An 18,836-nucleotide genomic window follows, 5' to 3' on the forward strand; every position below is an offset into this window, starting at 1 on the left:
GGCAAATGTTCGACGGTGGTTGCTCATGGGTGGAACGTTGACTATTCGGCACGACAGGTTGTTTTTGCGAGTACTGCTTCGGCGTGGAAAGTGAAGAGGATCGGTCGGGTCGGGCACGCTGTTGGGTATCTGAAGGTACGGGCTCGTTGAGTCTGGATCTTCGGTTGCCGGCCCCAGTGAACTCGCCTGTGAGGGCGGGGTGATGGGTGGCTGGTCGTTGTTTGAGAACTGCACAGTGGACGCGAGCATCTGTGGCCAAGTTTTTAAGGGCGCACGGTGGATGCCTTGGCACCAGGAACCGATGAAGGACGTGGGAGGCCACGATAGTCCCCGGGGAGCTGTCAACCAAGCTTTGATCCGGGGGTTTCCGAATGGGGAAACCCGGCAGTCGTCATGGGCTGTCACCCACTGCTGAACACATAGGCAGTGTGGAGGGAACGCGGGGAAGTGAAACATCTCAGTACCCGCAGGAAGAGAAAACAACCGTGATTCCGGGAGTAGTGGCGAGCGAAACTGGATGAGGCCAAACCGTATGCGTGTGATACCCGGCAGGGGTTGCGCATACGGGGTTGTGGGATCTCTTTTTCATAGTCTGCCGACTGTGAGACGAGTCAGAAACCGTTGATGTAGGCGAAGGACATGCGAAAGGTCCGGCGTAGAGGGTAAGACCCCCGTAGCTGAAACATCAACGGCTCGTTTAAGAGACACCCAAGTAGCACGGGGCCCGAGAAATCCCGTGTGAATCTGGCGGGACCACCCGCTAAGCCTAAATATTCCCTGGTGACCGATAGCGGATAGTACCGTGAGGGAATGGTGAAAAGTACCGCGGGAGCGGAGTGAAATAGTACCTGAAACCGTGTGCCTACAAGCCGTGGGAGCGTCGCTGTTGTTCTTCGGAACAGCAGTCGTGACTGCGTGCCTTTTGAAGAATGAGCCTGCGAGTTTGCGGTGTGTTGCGAGGTTAACCCGTGTGGGGAAGCCGTAGCGAAAGCGAGTCCGAATAGGGCGATTTAGTAGCGCGCTCAAGACCCGAAGCGGAGTGATCTAGCCATGGGCAGGTTGAAGCGGAGGTAAGACTTCGTGGAGGACCGAACCCACCAGGGTTGAAAACCTGGGGGATGACCTGTGGTTAGGGGTGAAAGGCCAATCAAACTCCGTGATAGCTGGTTCTCCCCGAAATGCATTTAGGTGCAGCGTCGTGTGTTTCTTGCCGGAGGTAGAGCACTGGATAGGCGATGGGCCCTACCGGGTTACTGACCTTAGCCAAACTCCGAATGCCGGTAAGTGAGAGCACGGCAGTGAGACTGTGGGGGATAAGCTCCATGGTCGAGAGGGAAACAGCCCAGAGCATCGACTAAGGCCCCTAAGCGTACGCTAAGTGGGAAAGGATGTGGAGTCGCAGAGACAACCAGGAGGTTGGCTTAGAAGCAGCCACCCTTGAAAGAGTGCGTAATAGCTCACTGGTCAAGTGATTCCGCGCCGACAATGTAGCGGGGCTCAAGCGTACCGCCGAAGTCGTGTCATTCACACATATAGGGCCAACGCCCGTGTGGATGGGTAGGGGAGCGTCGTGTGCCGGGTGAAGCAGCCGCGGAAGCGAGTTGTGGACGGTTCACGAGTGAGAATGCAGGCATGAGTAGCGATACACACGTGAGAAACGTGTGCGCCGATTGACTAAGGGTTCCTGGGTCAAGCTGATCTGCCCAGGGTAAGTCGGGACCTAAGGCGAGGCCGACAGGCGTAGTCGATGGACAACCGGTTGATATTCCGGTACCCGCTTTGAAACGCCCAATACTGAATCAGGCGATGCTAAGTCCGTGAAGCCGGCCCGATCTCTTCGGAGTTGAGGGTAGTGGTGGAGCCGATGAACCAGACTTGTACTAGGTAAGCGATGGGGTGACGCAGGAAGGTAGTCCAGCCCGGGCGGTGGTAGTCCCGGGGTAAGGGTGTAGGCCGTGTGGTAGGTAAATCCGTCACACATTAAGGCTGAGACCTGATGCCGAGCCGATTGTGGTGAAGTGGATGATCCTATGCTGTCGAGAAAAGCCTCTAGCGAGTTTCATGGCGGCCCGTACCCTAAACCGACTCAGGTAGTCAGGTAGAGAATACCGAGGCGTTCGGGTGAACTATGGTTAAGGAACTCGGCAAAATGCCCCCGTAACTTCGGGAGAAGGGGGGCCATCACTGGTGAGGGAACTTGCTTCCTGAGCTGGGGGTGGCCGCAGAGACCAGCGAGAAGCGACTGTTTACTAAAAACACAGGTCCGTGCGAAGCCGTAAGGCGATGTATACGGACTGACGCCTGCCCGGTGCTGGAACGTTAAGGGGACCGGTTAGTGCACTTTCGGGTGTGCGAAGCTGAGAACTTAAGCGCCAGTAAACGGCGGTGGTAACTATAACCATCCTAAGGTAGCGAAATTCCTTGTCGGGTAAGTTCCGACCTGCACGAATGGCGTAACGACTTCTCGACTGTCTCAACCATAGGCCCGGTGAAATTGCACTACGAGTAAAGATGCTCGTTTCGCGCAGCAGGACGGAAAGACCCCGGGACCTTTACTATAGTTTGATATTGGTGTTCGGTTCGGCTTGTGTAGGATAGGTGGGAGACTTTGAAGCGGCCACGCCAGTGGTTGTGGAGTCGTCGTTGAAATACCACTCTGGTCGTGCTGGATGTCTAACCTGGGTCCGTGATCCGGATCAGGGACAGTGTCTGATGGGTAGTTTAACTGGGGCGGTTGCCTCCTAAAGAGTAACGGAGGCGCCCAAAGGTTCCCTCAGCCTGGTTGGCAATCAGGTGTTGAGTGTAAGTGCACAAGGGAGCTTGACTGTGAGACCGACGGGTCGAGCAGGGACGAAAGTCGGGACTAGTGATCCGGCAGTGGCTTGTGGAAGCGCTGTCGCTCAACGGATAAAAGGTACCCCGGGGATAACAGGCTGATCTTCCCCAAGAGTCCATATCGACGGGATGGTTTGGCACCTCGATGTCGGCTCGTCGCATCCTGGGGCTGGAGTCGGTCCCAAGGGTTGGGCTGTTCGCCCATTAAAGCGGTACGCGAGCTGGGTTTAGAACGTCGTGAGACAGTTCGGTCCCTATCCGCTGTGCGCGTAGGAATATTGAGAAGGGCTGTCCCTAGTACGAGAGGACCGGGACGGACGAACCTCTGGTGTGCCAGTTGTCCTGCCAAGGGCATGGCTGGTTGGCTACGTTCGGAAAGGATAACCGCTGAAAGCATCTAAGCGGGAAGCCTGCTTCGAGATGAGTATTCCCACCACCTTGAGTGGTTAAGGCTCCCAGTAGACGACTGGGTTGATAGGCCAGATGTGGAAGCCCGGTAACGGGTGGAGCTGACTGGTACTAATAGGCCGAGGGCTTGTCCTCAGTTGCTCGCGTCCACTGTGTTGTTCCCAGGCCACGAATAGTCGTGCTGGTTGAACAGTTTCACTACTTAATTGAAAAGTGTGCTTGTTCGCTAAGTGCCGATACTCTGCTTTTTACTGCGGAGTTGGCCGATAGTGTTTCGGTGGTCATTGCGTTAGGGAAACGCCCGGTTACATTCCGAACCCGGAAGCTAAGCCTTTCAGCGCCGATGGTACTGCAGGGGGGACCCTGTGGGAGAGTAGGACGCCGCCGAACAATCTTTCAAGGACCCTTGGTCCCAGCGTTCATGCTGGGACCAAGGGTCCTTTTGTTTTTTGTCGAAGCGCGTCGGATGGTCGGCTGCGCGAGAATGTCTGTGGTACCCGATGACAGGAGTCACCCCCATGTCCACCAACTCTTCCGACGACCGTCCGGAGCGCGAGCCGCGTCGCCGTGACGGCGGTGACAGGGGCGGTTTCCGTGGCGGTCGTGACGACCGGTCCGGCGCGCCTCGACGTGACACCAACGACCGTTCCAGCGGCCCGCGCCGCGACGACAGCCGTGGTGGCAGCACCGGTGGTGGCTTCCGTCGTGATGACAGCCGTGGTGGCAGCACCGGCGGCGGTTTCCGTCGTGACGACAGCCGTGGCGGCGGCGCCGGCGGTGGCTTCCGTCGTGACGACCGGGCTCCGCGTCGTGATGACCGTCCCAGCAGTGGCCCCCGTCGTGACGACAACCGTGGCGGCAACACCGGCGGCGGTTTCCGTCGTGACGACAGCCGTGGTGGCAGCACCGGCGGCGGTTTCCGTCGTGATGACCGTGCGCCGCGTCGTGATGACGAGCGTGGTGGGTACCGCGGTGGTCAGCGTGACGACCGCGGCGGCCGTCCCAGTGGTGGCTTCGAGCGGCGTGACGACCGCGCTCCGCGCCGTGACGACCGTCCCAGCAGCGGCCCGCGCCGTGACGACAGCCGTGGTGGCAGCGCCGGCGGCGGTTTCCGTCGTGATGACCGTGCGCCGCGTCGTGATGACGAGCGTGGTGGGTACCGCGGTGGTCAGCGTGACGACCGCGGTGGCCGTCCCAGTGGTGGCTTCGAGCGGCGTGACGACCGCGCTCCGCGCCGTGACGACCGTCCCAGCAGCGGCCCGCGCCGTGACGACAGCCGTGGTGGCAGCGCCGGCGGCGGTTTCCGTCGTGATGACCGTGCGCCGCGTCGTGATGACGAGCGTGGTGGGTACCGCGGTGGTCAGCGTGACGACCGCGGTGGCCGTCCCAGTGGTGGCTTCGAGCGGCGTGACGACCGCGGGGGTCGCCCCAGTGGTGGCTTCGAGCGTCGTGACGACCGCGGGGGTCGCCCCAGTGGTGGCTTCGAGCGCCGTGACGACCGTGGCGGCCGTCCGAGCGGTGGCTTCGAGCGTCGTGACGACCGTCCCAGCAGCGGCCCCCGTCGCGACGACAACCGCGGTGGCAGCGCCGGCGGCGGTTTCCGTCGTGATGACCGTGCCCCGCGTCGTGATGACGAGCGTGGTGGGTACCGCGGTGGTCAGCGTGACGACCGCGGGGGTCGCCCCAGTGGTGGCTTCGAGCGTCGTGACGACCGTGGCGGCCGTCCGAGCGGTGGCTTCGAGCGTCGTGACGACCGTCCCAGCAGCGGCCCCCGTCGCGACGACAGCCGTGGCGGCAGCGCCGGCGGCGGTTTCCGTCGTGACGACAGCCGTGGTGGCGGCAGCACCGGTGGTGGCTTCCGTCGCGACGACCGTGGCGGTCGTGACGACAGGAGCCGTGACCGGGACCGTGCGCCCCGTCGGGACAACGACCGCGGTGGCTACCAGGGCCGCGATGACCGCGGCGGTTACCAGGGCCGCGACGACCGCGACCGTGAGCCGATCAAGCGGCTTCCCATCCCGGACGACGTCACGGGCCACGAGATCGACAAGGATGTCCGGCAGGAGCTGTACAGCCTGCCGAAGACCCTGGCCGAGGACGTTGCACGGAACCTCGTGATGGTGGCCCGCCTCCTCGACGAGGACCCCGAGCAGGCCTACGCGTACTCGCGTATCGCACTGCGTCTGGCCTCGCGTGTCGCAGCGGTGCGTGAGGCTGCCGGCTTCGCCGCGTACGCCACGCAGAAGTACGCGGAGGCACTGGCCGAGTTCCGGGCGTCCCGTCGCATGACCGGCTCCGTGGACCTGTGGCCCGTCATGGCCGACTGCGAGCGCGGACTCGGCAGGCCCGAGCGGGCGATGGACATGGCCGGCGGGCCCGAGGTCCAGAAGCTGGACAAGGCGGGCCAGGTCGAGATGCGCCTGGTCGCCGCCGGAGCACGCAGGGACATGGGGCAGATCGACGCGGCAATCGTCACGTTGCAGGGCCCCGAGCTCGCCTCCAGCGCCGTCCACTCGTGGACCCCGCGCCTGCGGTACGCGTACGCGGACGCGCTCCTGGAAGCAGGGCGCGAGGACGAGGCGCGTGAGTGGTTCGGCAAGGCCCTCGAGGCCGACAAGGACGGCGCGACCGATGCGTCGGACCGGCTCGCCGCGCTCGACGGTGTGGAGTTCGTCGACGCCATGGGTGAGGACGACGAGCACCCTGCCGTGGTCGAGGCCGAGGCGCCGGGCGCCGCGGAGCAGGACGACGAGGACGACGGCGTCGAGGAGTACTACGACGAGGACGACCTGGAGATCGAGGAAGTCGACGACGACGACGACGCGGAGGGTTCCGCGAAGGCGTAAGCGCTGAACGGCTGAAAGAAGAGGGCGGCACCCATGACGGGTGCCGCCCTCTTCTGTTTGCTGCCCGTTCCTCAGTCCGTGTCGAGACTGCGCAGGACGAGTCCCGTGGCCGGCTTGGGGCCGAACGAGGTCGACTTGCGGGGCATGGTGACACCTTGTCTGGCCAGGTCCCGGACGACGTCCTCGCGGACCGGGTGCATCAGCACCGCCGTGGCATTGTGCCGCTCCGCCTGCTCGACCGCCGCCGCGGTGTCGTGGATGTACGCGATGTGCTCCGGGGCGTCGGGAATCCTCCAGACGTGGTCCAGGAGCGTGGAGTGCAGCACGGTCGCATCCAGTGCGCGCCAGGCCGCCGGCCTGTCGGCACGGACCGTGCGGGCGAGGAGATCTCCGTCCGGCCGGTCGACGAGGTGGAAACTGCCGTCGCCCGCGAGCAGAAAGGCGTTGCCCTCCGCTGCGGCCTCGGTGAGTGCGTCGAGGGCCCGGGGGAGCGGTCCCTCGATCTCCCTGACCCGGAAGCTGCTGCCCAGGGCCTCGATTGCCTCGGCTACCGGAAGACGGTGCAGCAGCCGGTGGATGGCACGGACCTGCAGGGGATAGCGGGCCGTGTCGACGAGGAGGACCAGGCCGAAGTCCCAGGGGCCCGGCGCGGGCTGTTCCTTCTGGAGCCCGAGGTAGGTGGCCCAGCGATGGTGGCCGTCGGCGATCAGCGCCTGGCGGCGGGAGAGGTCGGCCTGGATCTCCGCGTGCTCGCCAGGGTCGGTGACGGCCCAGAGGCGGTGGCTGAAGCCGTCCTCCGTCGTGGTGGTGAGCAGCGGGAGGCGCTCCACCACGCGTTCGATGACGGCGTTCGCTCCCGCTCGCGCCCCGTCGCTGACGTAGCTGAGCAGCAGCGGTTCGAGGTGGGCCGCCGCGGTGCGCATCAGGTCGGCGCGGTCCTCCACGACATCGGCCATGACGTCTTCGTGCGGGAGCACGATGCCCTCGCCGGCCGGGGAGAGCGCCAGGGCCCCGATCACGCCCCGCTGCAGGACCTCGCCGCTCCGCTGCTCGTAGACGTAGAGCGCGGGGGCCGGGTCCGGGGCGAGAACGCCCTCGGCGAGCCAGCGCTTCAGGGTCTCGGCTGCCTGCTGATGGCGTGCCGCGGCGGTGCCGGCCTGCGGAAGGATCAGCCGCACGATGTTGTGCGGGTCCGCGGACTCCAGGTGGTGCAGCCCGTCGGGCCTGACCACGACGTCGTACGGCGGTGAGGTCACCGCGGCAAGGCTGCCGACCCGCTCGGGGACGTACCGCAGCCCGCGGAAGGGGATCAGCCGCAGTCCCTGCTCGGCGGGCCCTGATGTGTTCATTTGTGCATCGTATGTGCGCTCCCTATATGCGCGATGATCGGGGCAGAGGCATGGAAAGAGGAGCACAGACATATGAGTCAGCAGTACAGGTCCCGGCCGCTCGGGAGCAGCGCGGCGCTGAGCGAGGCGTACGACACGGCTCTGCTCGATCTCGACGGGGTGGTGTACGCGGGCGGGCATGCGATCGTCCACGCCGTCGAATCGCTGGGCACCGCGCGTGAGGGCGGGATGCGGCTGGCGTACGTCACGAACAACGCCCTGCGCACACCCGACGCGGTGGCGGAGCATCTGACGGAGCTCGGGGTGCCGGCGGAGCCCGGCGATGTGATCACGTCGGCGCAGGCGGTGGCCCGGCTGATGGCCGATCAGCTGCCGTCCGGGGCCCGGGTGCTCGTGGTCGGCGGGGAAGGGCTGCGCGTCGCGCTGCGCGAGCGGGGACTGGTGCCGGTGGAGTCGGCGGACGACGAGCCGGTCGCGGTGGCGCAGGGGTACGGCGGGCCCGACCTGGCGTGGGGGCGGTTCGCCGAGGCGGCGTACGCGATCACGCGCGGGGCCGTCTGGTTCGCGTCCAATACGGACCTGACGATTCCAGGCGCCCGTGGCATAGCGCCGGGCAACGGTGCGGCGGTGGAGGTCGTACGCATCGCCACCGGTGCCGAGCCGCAGGTCGCCGGCAAGCCGTTGCCCCCGATGCACCGGGAGACGGTCCTGCGGACCGGTGCCGAGAGGCCGCTGGTCGTCGGGGACCGGCTGGACACGGACATCGAGGGCGCGTTCAACGGCGGTGTCGACTCGCTCCTGGTGCTCACCGGGGTCACCGACGCGGCGCAGCTCCTGGCCGCCGAGCCGAAGTACCGGCCGACCTACGTGGACCGGGACCTTCGAGGGCTGCTGACCGGCCAGCCCGAGGTGGCGGAGGAGGGCGGCCGGACCCGCTGCGGTGGCTGGACGGCCGAGGCGCAGGGGGACGCCCTGGTGCTGGAGGGCGACGGGGATCCGCTGGACGGACTGCGGGCCCTGTGCGGTGCGGCGTGGACGCATGCCGGTGAAGGGGCATGCGGGCTCGACGCGGAGAAGGCGGTGGCCAGGCTCGGGCTGTAGCCGCCCGGTCGGAGACGGCTGCCGATCCGGCCAGGTGAGACAACTGGAGGGTAGGCTAACCTAACCCGGTGTTGGTTGAGAGTCCCTCCGAATCGAGCGTCGGCCCCGCGGTCACGCCGGAAACGCCCACGCGCCCCGCGCGTCATGCGGTGCGTGCCGCAGGTCTGCTGGCAGCCGTGGGCGTCCTGGTCCTGGTCTGCCTCGCGAGTGTCGCGATCGGGGCCAAGGCGCTGCCCCTGTCCGAGGTCTGGCACGGCCTGTTCCACTACTCGGGAACCAACGGCGACGTCCTCGTACGGGACGTGCGCGTCCCGCGGACCGTGCTCGGGCTGATCGTCGGGGCGGCACTCGGCCTCTCCGGCGCGGTGATGCAGGCCCTGACCCGTAACCCGCTCGCCGAGCCCGGCCTGCTGGGTGTCAACGCGGGCGCGGCCGCGGCGGTCGTCTCCGCGATCAGCTTCTTCGGCGTCACCTCGCTGACCGGGTACGTCTGGTTCGCGTTCGCCGGCGCCGCGATCGTGTCCGTGGCGGTGTATCTGCTCGGCGGCAGCCGGTCCGCGAACCCGGTGCGGCTCGCACTCGCCGGTACGGCGGTCACCGCGGCGCTGTTCGGCTACGTCAACGCCGTACAGCTGCTGGACGCGGCGGCGCTTGACCGGCTCCGGTTCTGGACCGTCGGTTCGCTGGCCTCCGCCAACATGGAGACCGTCGGCAAGGTGTGGCCGTTCATCGCGCTCGGTGTGCTGCTGGCGCTCCTCATCGCCCGGCCGCTGAACGCGCTGGAGATGGGCGACGACACGGCCAAGGCGCTCGGTGCCCATCTGACCCGGACCCGCGTCCTGGCGATGGCGGCCGTCACCCTGCTCTGCGGGGCGGCCACCGCCGCCTGCGGGCCGATTGTCTTCATCGGGTTGATGATCCCGCACCTCGTCCGCACCATCACGGGGCCCGACATGCGGTGGATCCTGCCGTACGCGGCCGTGCTGTCGCCCGTGCTGCTGCTCGGCGCGGATGTGGTCGGCCGGGTCATGGCACGCCCCTCCGAACTTCAGGTCGGCATCGTCACAGCGCTGCTGGGCGGACCCGTCTTCATCCATCTCGTACGACGCAAGAGGATGGCCCAGCTGTGAAGGCCCCGCAGGACACCGCGAAGTCGGTCCGCGCCGTACGGACCGCCGGCGGCTTCTCCTTCCGCGTGGACGTCCGGGCGCTCGTCGTGATCGTGCTGCTCGCCCTGGTGGCGGCAGCGGCGGCCGTGGTGCTCACCGGCAGCGGCGACTACTCCATGACGCCGGGCGAGGTCCTCACCACGCTGTTCGGCAACGGGACCTTCCAGCAGGAGTTCATCGTCACGGACCTGCGCCTGCCGAGAGTCCTGGTCGGACTCCTGGTCGGTGCCGCACTCGGCGTCGGCGGTGCCGTCTTCCAGAGCGTCTCCCGCAACCCGCTGGGCAGCCCCGACGTGCTCGGCTTCGGCCAGGGCTCCGCGGTCGGCGCCCTCACCGTGATCGTGCTCTTCCACGGAGGGCCGACCGAGGTCGCCGCGGGGGCGGTCGCCGGAGGCGTGCTCACCGGTGTCGCCGTCTACCTCCTGGCCTGGAAGCGGGGCGTGCACGGCTACCGGCTCGTCCTCGTCGGCATCGGGGCGGCCGCGATGCTCACCGCGGCCATCCACTACCTGATCACCAAGGCCAACCTCGTCGACGCCACCCGTGCGGTCGTCTGGATGACCGGCTCACTGGACGGCCGGGACTGGGCGCAGGTGTGGCCGCTGCTGGCGGTCTGCGGTGTTCTCGTCCCCCTGGTCCTGGGCCACGGACGCGCCCTGCGCATGCTGGAGATGGGCGACGACGCCGCACACGCCCTGGGCGTACGGGTGGAGCGCACCCGGCTCGTCCTGCTGGGCTGCGCCGTGGTCCTCGTCGCCGTCGCCACGGCTGCGGCGGGCCCCATCGTCTTCGTCTCGCTGAGTGCCCCGCAGGTCGCCCGCAGGCTCACCCGCTCGCCCGGCCCCAACCTGGCCGCCGCGGCGTGCACGGGCGCGGCCCTGCTGCTCGTCGCCGACTGGACCGCGATGAACGCCTTCGGGGACCGCCAGCTTCCGGTGGGCGTGGTCACCGGTGTGCTGGGCGGCTGCTACCTGCTGTGGCTGCTGGTGTCCGAGCGCAAGGCGGGACGCATATGAAGCCCGGTACACCGGTGACGGCACCGGACACCTCGCAGACGAACCCCATCAACTCCGGGAGTACGACCATGCAGCGCCTCACCGCAGACTCGGTGACCCTCGGCTACGACCAGCGTGTCATCGCCGAGAACCTCTCGGTCGAGATCCCCGACAACTCCTTCACCGTGATCGTCGGCCCCAACGCCTGCGGCAAGTCGACCCTGCTGCGCGCGCTGTCCCGGATGCTGAGGCCGAGCCGGGGCGAGGTCCTGCTGGACGGGCAGGCCATCCACCGGATGCCCGCGAAGAAGGTCGCCAGGACCCTGGGTCTGCTGCCCCAGTCCTCCATAGCCCCCGACGGCATCACGGTCGCCGACCTCGTCTCGCGCGGCCGGTACCCGCACCAGGGGCTGCTGCGCCAGTGGTCTCCCGAGGACGAACGGATCGTCGTGGAGTCCATGGCGTCCACGGGGGTCGGCGAACTCGCCGACCGCTATGTCGACGAACTCTCCGGCGGCCAGCGCCAGCGCGTCTGGATCGCCATGGCGCTCGCCCAGCAGACCCCGCTGCTCCTGCTCGACGAGCCGACGACGTACCTCGACATCCAGCACCAGATCGACGTACTCGACCTGTGCGCCGAACTCCACGAGACACAGGGCCGCACGCTGGTGGCCGTGCTGCACGATCTCAACCACGCCGCCCGGTACGCCACCCACCTCATCGCCATGCGCCGGGGCGAGATCGTCGCCGAGGGCGTCCCCGGCGACGTGGTCACGGCGGAGCTGGTGGAGGAGGTCTTCGGGCTGCCGTGCCAGGTCATCGACGACCCGGAGACGGGAACTCCGCTCGTGGTCCCGGCCGCCCGCCGGAAGCGGGCCGGCGCCAAGGCCACCGCCGGGGCCTGACGGGCACGGCCTACAGCAGGGACTTGAGCTTCAGCAGATCGCGGAAGCCCGCCTCCAGCCGGACCCGGCCCGAGCCCCAGGCCTTCGCGAAGTTCAGCTCCCCGTTCACCATGGCCACCAGATCGTCCCCGGTCATCGCGAGCCGGATCTCGGCCTTCTCGCGGGGCGGGCCCTCGACCGTGTCGAGCACCCGGATCCGGCCACCCGCCAGCCGCCCGACGAACGTGACGTCGAGATCCTTGATGTGGCAGCTCAGCGAGCGGTCGAGAGCAGCAGCACTGCGTACGTCGCCGTCGGCCCCTGCCAGGTTGCCGGAAAGTGTGTCGAGTGCGCTGCGGCACTCCGCCATGGTCGCCATCGTCACCGACGGTACCCCAGCCGTTCGGGGTAGCGTTCCGGGCATGAGCGACTGGATGCCGGAGCCGGGGACGGCGCAGGAGGGCGACGCGGAACACGGGGCCGCAGCACAGCCCGACGTGCCGCCCGCGCCCTCCTTCGAGCCCGCCCCGCCCGCCCCGCTCGGTGTCGCACGCACCGCCACCGGGCATCCCGGGGTCGATACGCAGCTGGAGCGACTGGCCGATGCGGACCACCTCCCGGCGGACGGGCACACCGCGGTGTACGAGGATGTACACCGTGGGCTGCGCGACGCGCTGACCGAGCTGGATGCCAGACCCGCACCCGCACCCCCGTACAACAACAGGAGCTGAACGAGAAGTGGCAGGAGTGGCACGTCGCCGCCTCGACGCCGAGCTGGTACGCCGCAAGCTCGCGCGCTCGCGGGAACACGCGAGCCAGCTGATCGCTGCGGGGCGGGTGACCGTCGGCGGCAACACCGCGACCAAGCCCGCCACCCAGGTCGAGACGAGCGCCGCCGTCGTCGTCGTGAAGGACGACAGCGACCCCGAGTACGTCTCGCGCGGCGGACACAAACTCGCGGGCGCGCTCGCCGCCTTCGTCCCCCTCGGGCTGAAGGTCGAAGGACGACGGGCACTGGACGCCGGCGCGTCCACGGGCGGCTTCACCGATGTGCTGCTGCGTGCCGGAGTCGGGCACGTCCTCGCGGTCGACGTCGGCTACGGGCAGCTCGCGTGGTCCCTGCAGTCCGATGAACGCGTCATCGTCAAGGACCGTACCAATGTGCGGGAGCTGACGCTGGAGCAGCTCGACGGAAAGGCGGTGGACCTGGTGGTGGGCGATCTGTCGTTCATCCCGCTCGGTCTCGTGCTGCCCGCCCTGGCGCGCTGCGCGGCACCCGACGCGGACCTGGTCCTCATGGTCAAGCCGCAGTTCGAGGTGGGCAAGGAGCGCCTCGGAAGCGGCGGTGTGGTCCGCAGCCCCGAGCTGCGGGCCGAAGCGGTACGGGAGGTGGCGCGCCGCGCCGGCCTCCTGGGCCTCGGTGTCCGGGGCGTCACGGCGAGCCCGCTGCCCGGGCCGTCAGGAAATGTCGAATACTTTCTGTGGCTGCGGGCCGGAGCTCCTGAACTGGATCCCGCGGATGTCGACCGTGCAGTGGCGGAGGGGCCTCGTTGACGACGCATGCGGCACAACCCGAGAACGCGGCACGAACCGTCTTCCTGCTGGCGCACACCGGCCGCCCGGCAGCGATCCGCAGCGCCGAGCTCGTCGTCCAGGGCCTGCTGCGCAACGGCCTCGGCGTCCGGGTCCTGGCGGTCGAGGCGGCGGACCTGCCGCTTCCGCCGTCCGTGGTGACGGTCACGGACGCCACGCCCGCGGCCGTGGACGGCTGCGAACTGCTGATCGTGCTCGGCGGGGACGGGACGCTGCTGCGCGGCGCCGAGATCTCCCGGGCATCCGGCGTACCCATGCTGGGCGTCAACCTCGGGCGCGTCGGCTTCCTCGCCGAGGCCGAGCGGGACGACCTCGACAAGGTCGTCGACCGGGTCGTCACACGGGCGTACCAGGTCGAGGAGCGCATGACGCTCGACGTCGTCGTCCACAGCAACGGCGACATCGTGCACACCGACTGGGCGCTCAACGAAGCAGCCGTGCAGAAGGTCTCGCCCGAGCGGATGCTGGAGGTCGTGCTCGAGATCGACGGCCGGCCGGTGACCGGCTTCGGCTGTGACGGGATCGTCTGCGCCACGCCGACCGGCTCGACCGCCTACGCCTTCTCGGCGGGCGGCCCCGTCGTCTGGCCCGAGGTCGAGGCCCTGCTGATGGTGCCGATCAGCGCCCACGCGCTGTTCGCCAAGCCGCTGGTGACCTCACCCGACTCGGTACTCGCCGTCGAGGTACAGCCGCACACCCCGCACGGGGTGCTGTGGTGCGACGGCCGCAGGACCGTCGAGCTGCCCGCGGGCGCCCGGGTCGAGGTGCGGCGCGGTGCCGTTCCCGTACGGCTGGCACGGCTGCACCAGGCCTCGTTCACGGACCGCCTGGTCGCCAAGTTCGCGCTCCCGGTACAGGGCTGGCGCGGCGCGCCGCACTGAGCGGGAAGCGGTCCCGGGGCCCGGGAGAGTGAACCGGAACCCGGGGCCCTTGGCGCACCGGGGTCCGGACCTCGTAAGGTCATGTCCGTGTTGGAGGAGATGCGGATACGGTCGCTCGGAGTCATCGACGACGCGGTGGTCGAGCTGTCACCCGGTTTCACCGCGGTGACGGGCGAGACCGGCGCGGGCAAGACCATGGTCGTCACCAGCCTGGGGCTGTTGCTCGGGGGGCGTGCCGACCCTGCCCTGGTACGGATCGGGGCCAAGGCCGCGGTCGTCGAAGGGCGGATCACGGTGTCCGAGGGCGACGCGGCAGCGCTGCGCGCCCAGGAGGCCGGGGCCGAGATCGAGGACGGGGCGCTGCTCATCAGCCGTACCGTTTCGGCGGAGGGGCGCTCCCGCGCCCACCTCGGGGGCAGATCCGTGCCCGTGGGGGTCCTTGCCGAGCTCGCCGACGAACTCGTGGCGGTACACGGCCAGACCGACCAGCAGGGGCTGCTCAAGCCCGCGCGGCAGCGGCAGGCCCTCGACCGGTACGCGGGTGACGGCGTCGACGGCCCGCACACCAAGTACGCGGCGGCCTACCGGCGGCTGCGCGCCGTCGTCGTGGAGCTCGACGAGATCACCACGCGTACCAGGGAGCGGGCCCAGGAAGCGGATCTGCTGCGTTTCGGCCTCAACGAGGTCGCCGCGGTCGAGCCACTGCCCGGGGAGGACACCGAACTGGCCGCCGAGGCCGAGCGGCTCGGCCACGCCGAGGCACTCGCCTCCGCGGCTGCCCTCGCGCACGGGGCGCTCGCGGGCGACCCGGAGGACCAGGAGGGCGTGGACGCCACGACCGTCGTCGCGGCGGCAGGCCGGTCCCTGGACGCCGTGCGGGCCCACGACCCGGCGCTGGCCGCGCTCGCCGACCGCATCGGTGAGATCTCCATCCTGCTCGCCGACGTGTCCGGGGAACTCGCCGGGTACGCCGACCAGCTGGACGCCGACCCGCGGCGGCTCGCCGCCGTCGAGGAGCGGCGCTCGGCGCTGACCGCGCTGACCCGCAAGTACGGTCAGGACGTCTCCGCCGTGCTCGCCTGGGCCGAGGAAGGTGCGGCCCGGCTGACGGAGCTCGAGGGCGACGACGACCGCATCGGTGAACTGACGGCGGAGCGCGACGCGCTGCGCAGCGAGCTCTCCGGGCTCGGGCAGGCGCTGACCGACGCGCGTACGGAAGCGGCCGCACGTTTCGCCGGGGCGGTGACGGAGGAACTTGCGTCGCTCGCGATGCCGCACGCCCGGGTCTCCTTCGCCATCCGGCAGACGGAGGCGGCGGACGAGGCGTCCGGCATCGACATCGGCGGGCGGAGCGTGCTCTACGGGCCCTCCGGCGCCGACGAGGTCGAACTCCTGCTGGCACCGCACCCCGGGGCCCAGCCCCGGCCGATCGCCAAGGGGGCGTCGGGCGGTGAGCTGTCCCGGGTGATGCTGGCCGTCGAGGTGGTCTTCGCGGGTTCGGACCCCGTACCGACGTACCTCTTCGACGAGGTCGACGCGGGTGTCGGCGGCAAGGCGGCCGTGGAGGTGGGCCGGCGGCTGGCCAAGCTGGCCAGGTCAGCGCAGGTCGTGGTGGTGACGCACCTGCCCCAGGTGGCCGCCTTCGCCGACCGGCAGCTGCTGGTGGAGAAGACGGTGGACGGCTCGGTGACGAGCAGTGGTGTCACGGTCCTGGAGGGCGAGGACCGGGTGCGCGAACTCTCCCGGATGCTGGCCGGCCAGGAGGACTCGGAGACGGCCCGTGCCCATGCCGAGGAGCTGCTGGCGACGGCACGGGCGGACGGATAGGGGATTCTGGCGTCAATTCCGGGCCGCCGATCTCACTCGTACGGGTGGGGCGGCCCGGCTGCCCGTCGCCGCAAGGACGGGAACAACGTTTCGTCAGTCCCGGAACGTGCGTACGGACTGGCATCCTTGGTCTGTACATTCCGCCGACTCCGGAGCTCCGGGAGCCATTCGACGTGTCACAGCTGCGTACGGTCCAAGTCCTGGGCGGTGGTGCCGGAAGCAGCGCTCATGTCGTCTCGCTCGCCGCAGGTCTGGTCGCCAGAGGGGTGCAGGTCACGGTCTGCGCCCCCGCCGGAGTGGACCGCAGCCATGACTTCCCCGCGACGGGAGCCCGCTTCGTCGCGGTACCCCGGCGCAGCGACCCCGCAGCCGTCGCAGCCCTGCGCGCCGCCTGCGCCGATGCCGACGTGGTCCACGCGCACGGTCTGCACGCCGCCGTCCGGACCGGGATCGCGCTCAGCGGCCGCAGTACGCCCCTGGTCATGACCTGGCGCGCCCGCGCCCGCACCGAAGGCGCTCGCCGCCGGCTGCTGCACCTGCTGGAGCGAAGGGCCGCCCGGGCGGCGGCCGTTGTGCTGGGTACGTCGTCGGACCTCGTCGACCGCGCACGCCGCCGGGGGGCCAGGGACGCCCGCCTCGCACCGGCCGCGATCCCGGCCGGCGCCTCTCCCGTCACCGGCCGCGACGGCAAGGCGCGCGTCGAACTGGGCGCGGTGGGAAGGCCGTTGCTGGTGTCGGTCGGCGCTCTCCTGCCGCACCACGGCTTCGGCACACTGCTGGACGCCGCACGCGTCTGGCGTGAACTGGACCCCGTACCCCTGCTGGTGATCGTCGGTGAGGGGCAGGAGCGGGCTGCCCTGCAGCGCAGGATCACCGACGAACAGCTGCCCGTCCTGCTGGCCGGCAGCCGGGACGACACCGTCGAGATCCTCGCCGCCGCGGACCTCGCCGTGCTGACCTGCGGCGGGGAGGCGCCCCCGCCGACGACGGCGCACGAGGCGCTGCGGCTGGGTGTGCCCCTCGTGGCGGCCATGACCGGCGGGCCCGCCGAACTCGCGGGCGGTGCGGCCGAACCGGTACCCCCCGGGGACGCGGAAGCGCTCGCCCGCACCGTCGTGCAGCTCCTCGGCGACCGGGAACAGCGCGAGCGGCTCGCCGCGGCCGGGCTCGTACAGGCCGCGGGGTGGCCGACCGAGGACGACACGATCGCCCATGTGCTGTCCGTCTACGACGAGTTGGCGCAGCCCCTGGCCACGGTCCGCAGGTGAGTTCCTGGGGCGCGAGCCCCGGGAGGTGCGGGGCTCAAGGCGTGTGGCGGCGGGCCCGCAGGGCCAGGCTCAGGGCCAGGACCGTCTGGGGGTCGTCCAGATCGGCGCCGAGCAGCTCCCCGATGCGGGCCAGCCGGTTGTAGAGCGTCTGGCGGTTCAGATGCAGCTCGCGTGCCGCCTCCGCCTTGCGGCCCGCATGGTCGATGTACGCCTCGAGCGTGGGCAGCAGCGGGGGACGGGAGGTCCGGTCGTGCTCACGCAGCGGCCCGATCGTCCGGTCCACGAAGGACGCCAGGTCCGGGTGCTCCCGCAACCGCCACAGCAGCAGATCGATGTCGAGGCGCTGTGCGTCGTACCAGGGAAGCTCGCCGAGCCCCTGGGCGGCCGTCGCCGCCTCCGCCGCGTGCCGCAGCCCGGCACCGGCCGCCGCCCAGCCGCCCGCCGCCCCGACCACCACGACCGGCGCACGGTCCCCGGCCCGTTCGAGCCCCGCCCGCTCGACGCCCGCCCGCAGCGCCGCCGCCACCCGGTCCGCGACCGCCGCGCGCCCCGTCTCCGGACGCAGCGCCAGCAGCAACGGGATTCTGCCCTCCACGGGCCGCACCCCGAGCAGTACGGGTACGCCCACCGCCGACAGCTCCTCCAGCACCGCCCGTGCCAGCAGTGCCCAGTTGCCCGACGGCGACAGCTCGGGAGCGATCCGCATCACCACCGGCAGCAAGGGGTCCCCGCCCGGCTTGAACCCCAGCACCTTGGCCTGCGCGGGCGCGTCCTCGGGTGCGATCCTGCCCTCGGCGAGATCCGTGAGGAAGTCACCGCGCCCCCGGGCCGCCAGCTCCTCGTCCTGACGCGCCTGCATCAGGACGACGGCGATGATGCCCGCGGCCCGCTCCGCCGCCATCCGGTGCACCGCCACCAGCGGTCCCGAGACGGCGAGCAGCACCAGCCGGGCCCGTACGGAACCGGTCCCGGAACCTCCGCCGGGCACCTCCACCAGAACCGCGCCGGCCGGCGGTGTCTCGCGGGCCGCACGGCCGCCGCGCAGTCCCTCCCAGACCTGCAGCGGATCGGCTCCCACCGCCCCGGTCCCCGTTCCCGCCGCGTACAGCAGCCGGCCGTCCGGGGTCTCCAGGAAGACGGGGTTGGCGGTGAAGTCCGCCAGGATGCCCAGCACCTGCGGCACCCCACCGCCGCCGAGCACCGCCTGCGTGCAGCGCCGGTGCACCTCCTCGGCCCGCTGGAGCAGCGCGTAGTGACCGTTGACGATCTCGGTGTGGATCTCCTCGGTCACCGACACGAACGGCACCTCGCGGTGCAGCTGTACGAGCGGCAGCCCAGCCGTCCGTGCCGTGTCCACGATCGCCGCAGGCAGCCGGCTGAAACGGGGTCCGAGCTCCACCACCAGGGCGGCGATGCCCCGGTCGGCGAGCCGCCGCACGAAGGCACGCTGATCGGCGGGCCGGGAGCCCATCACGAGACCCGTGGTGAGCAGCAGCTCGCCGCCCTTGAGGAGGGAGGCGATGTTCGGCACCTCGCCCGTGTGCACCCAGCGCACCGTACGGTCCAGCCGGTCCGCCCCGGCCAGCACCTCCGGGACTCCGCCGCGCAGCCCCGGCAGCTCCAGCGCCTGCCGCACGGTGATTCCGCCCTGTGTCTCCACTGACTCCGACCTTCGTGCTT

At 69.4% G+C, this 18,836-nt stretch carries 14 protein-coding genes and 2 rRNA genes; 12 read left to right on the plus strand and 4 right to left on the minus strand.

Going from position 1 to position 18,836, the window contains the following annotated elements:
• Window positions 1-253: 253 nt before the first annotated feature.
• Window positions 254-3,378, plus strand: a 23S ribosomal RNA gene (locus tag OG257_RS29745).
• Window positions 3,379-3,516: 138 nt separating this feature from the next.
• A 5S ribosomal RNA gene (gene rrf, locus OG257_RS29750) occupies window positions 3,517-3,633 on the plus strand.
• A 29-nt stretch (window positions 3,634-3,662) separates the two neighbouring features.
• On the opposite strand, the gene OG257_RS29755 is transcribed toward rrf, so the two are convergent.
• A complete protein-coding gene (locus OG257_RS29755) occupies window positions 3,663-5,282 on the minus strand; it encodes a hypothetical protein (protein WP_329212546.1) in 1,620 nt (539 codons plus the stop codon).
• Between the two features lie 78 nt (window positions 5,283-5,360).
• On the opposite strand from OG257_RS29755, the gene OG257_RS29760 reads away from it, so the two are divergent.
• Window positions 5,361-6,089 (plus strand): hypothetical protein, encoded by a 729-nt coding sequence (locus OG257_RS29760; RefSeq protein WP_329212548.1) that lies wholly within the window; start codon window positions 5,361-5,363, stop codon window positions 6,087-6,089.
• A gap of 71 nt (window positions 6,090-6,160) precedes the next feature.
• On the opposite strand, the gene OG257_RS29765 is transcribed toward OG257_RS29760, so the two are convergent.
• A complete protein-coding gene (locus tag OG257_RS29765) occupies window positions 6,161-7,438 on the minus strand; it encodes a DUF1015 domain-containing protein (protein ID WP_329212550.1) in 1,278 nt (425 codons plus the stop codon).
• A 72-nt stretch (window positions 7,439-7,510) separates the two neighbouring features.
• Between OG257_RS29765 and OG257_RS29770 the strand changes: the two genes are divergently transcribed.
• The 4 genes from OG257_RS29770 to OG257_RS29785 all read left to right on the plus strand — a co-directional run bounded on the left by OG257_RS29770 (window position 7,511) and on the right by OG257_RS29785 (window position 11,608).
• Complete coding sequence (locus OG257_RS29770; protein WP_329212552.1) at window positions 7,511-8,539, plus strand: HAD hydrolase-like protein; 1,029 nt, start codon at window positions 7,511-7,513, stop codon at window positions 8,537-8,539.
• Window positions 8,540-8,688: 149 nt separating this feature from the next.
• Window positions 8,689-9,669, plus strand: a complete 981-nt coding sequence (locus tag OG257_RS29775) for a FecCD family ABC transporter permease (RefSeq protein ID WP_329215410.1) — start codon at window positions 8,689-8,691, stop codon at window positions 9,667-9,669.
• On the plus strand, window positions 9,666-10,724 hold the full coding sequence (locus tag OG257_RS29780; RefSeq protein ID WP_329212554.1) for a FecCD family ABC transporter permease: 1,059 nt from the start codon (window positions 9,666-9,668) through the stop codon (window positions 10,722-10,724). Before OG257_RS29775 ends, OG257_RS29780 begins: the two co-directional genes overlap by 4 nt.
• A gap of 68 nt (window positions 10,725-10,792) precedes the next feature.
• Window positions 10,793-11,608 (plus strand): ABC transporter ATP-binding protein, encoded by an 816-nt coding sequence (locus OG257_RS29785; RefSeq protein ID WP_329215412.1) that lies wholly within the window; start codon window positions 10,793-10,795, stop codon window positions 11,606-11,608.
• A gap of 10 nt (window positions 11,609-11,618) precedes the next feature.
• Here OG257_RS29785 and OG257_RS29790 read toward each other — a convergent pair whose 3' ends face one another.
• On the minus strand, window positions 11,619-11,966 hold the full coding sequence (locus tag OG257_RS29790; protein ID WP_329212556.1) for an SCP2 sterol-binding domain-containing protein: 348 nt from the start codon (window positions 11,964-11,966) through the stop codon (window positions 11,619-11,621).
• 43 nt (window positions 11,967-12,009) lie between these two features.
• Between OG257_RS29790 and OG257_RS29795 the strand changes: the two genes are divergently transcribed.
• The 5 genes from OG257_RS29795 to OG257_RS29815 all read left to right on the plus strand — a co-directional run bounded on the left by OG257_RS29795 (window position 12,010) and on the right by OG257_RS29815 (window position 17,156).
• Window positions 12,010-12,318, plus strand: coding sequence for a hypothetical protein (locus tag OG257_RS29795; protein ID WP_329212558.1), 309 nt, complete (start codon window positions 12,010-12,012; stop codon window positions 12,316-12,318).
• A 7-nt stretch (window positions 12,319-12,325) separates the two neighbouring features.
• The gene (locus tag OG257_RS29800) at window positions 12,326-13,141 is read left to right on the plus strand and encodes a TlyA family RNA methyltransferase (RefSeq protein WP_329212560.1); all 816 of its coding nucleotides are present in this window, start codon (window positions 12,326-12,328) and stop codon (window positions 13,139-13,141) included.
• Entirely contained in the window at window positions 13,138-14,061 is a 924-nt protein-coding gene (locus OG257_RS29805; RefSeq protein ID WP_329212562.1) for an NAD kinase, read from the plus strand. The genes OG257_RS29800 and OG257_RS29805 overlap by 4 nt, the downstream gene beginning before the upstream one ends.
• An 81-nt stretch (window positions 14,062-14,142) precedes the next feature.
• Window positions 14,143-15,888, plus strand: a complete 1,746-nt coding sequence (gene recN, locus OG257_RS29810) for a DNA repair protein RecN (RefSeq protein WP_329212564.1) — start codon at window positions 14,143-14,145, stop codon at window positions 15,886-15,888.
• 173 nt (window positions 15,889-16,061) lie between these two features.
• Window positions 16,062-17,156, plus strand: a complete 1,095-nt coding sequence (locus tag OG257_RS29815) for a glycosyltransferase family 4 protein (RefSeq protein ID WP_329212566.1) — start codon at window positions 16,062-16,064, stop codon at window positions 17,154-17,156.
• Window positions 17,157-17,190: 34 nt separating this feature from the next.
• On the opposite strand, the gene OG257_RS29820 is transcribed toward OG257_RS29815, so the two are convergent.
• Window positions 17,191-18,816, minus strand: coding sequence for a PucR family transcriptional regulator (locus OG257_RS29820; RefSeq protein ID WP_329212568.1), 1,626 nt, complete (start codon window positions 18,814-18,816; stop codon window positions 17,191-17,193).
• Between the last annotated feature and the right edge of the window lie 20 nt (window positions 18,817-18,836).

It is taken from the genome of Streptomyces sp. NBC_00683, assembly GCF_036226745.1.
Lineage (GTDB): Bacteria > Actinomycetota > Actinomycetes > Streptomycetales > Streptomycetaceae > Streptomyces.

Bases quoted from the DNA above. Each gene is read 5' to 3' on its own strand.
- OG257_RS29760 (WP_329212548.1), top strand. From the start codon at position 5,361: ATGGTGGCCCGCCTCCTCGACGAGGACCCCGAGCAGGCCTACGCGTAC.
- OG257_RS29765 (WP_329212550.1), bottom strand. From the start codon at position 7,438: ATGAACACATCAGGGCCCGCCGAGCAGGGACTGCGGCTGATCCCCTTC.
- OG257_RS29770 (WP_329212552.1), top strand. From the start codon at position 7,511: ATGAGTCAGCAGTACAGGTCCCGGCCGCTCGGGAGCAGCGCGGCGCTG.
- OG257_RS29785 (WP_329215412.1), top strand. From the start codon at position 10,793: ATGCAGCGCCTCACCGCAGACTCGGTGACCCTCGGCTACGACCAGCGT.
- OG257_RS29790 (WP_329212556.1), bottom strand. From the start codon at position 11,966: ATGGCGACCATGGCGGAGTGCCGCAGCGCACTCGACACACTTTCCGGC.
- OG257_RS29795 (WP_329212558.1), top strand. From the start codon at position 12,010: ATGAGCGACTGGATGCCGGAGCCGGGGACGGCGCAGGAGGGCGACGCG.
- recN (WP_329212564.1), top strand. From the start codon at position 14,143: ATGTCCGTGTTGGAGGAGATGCGGATACGGTCGCTCGGAGTCATCGAC.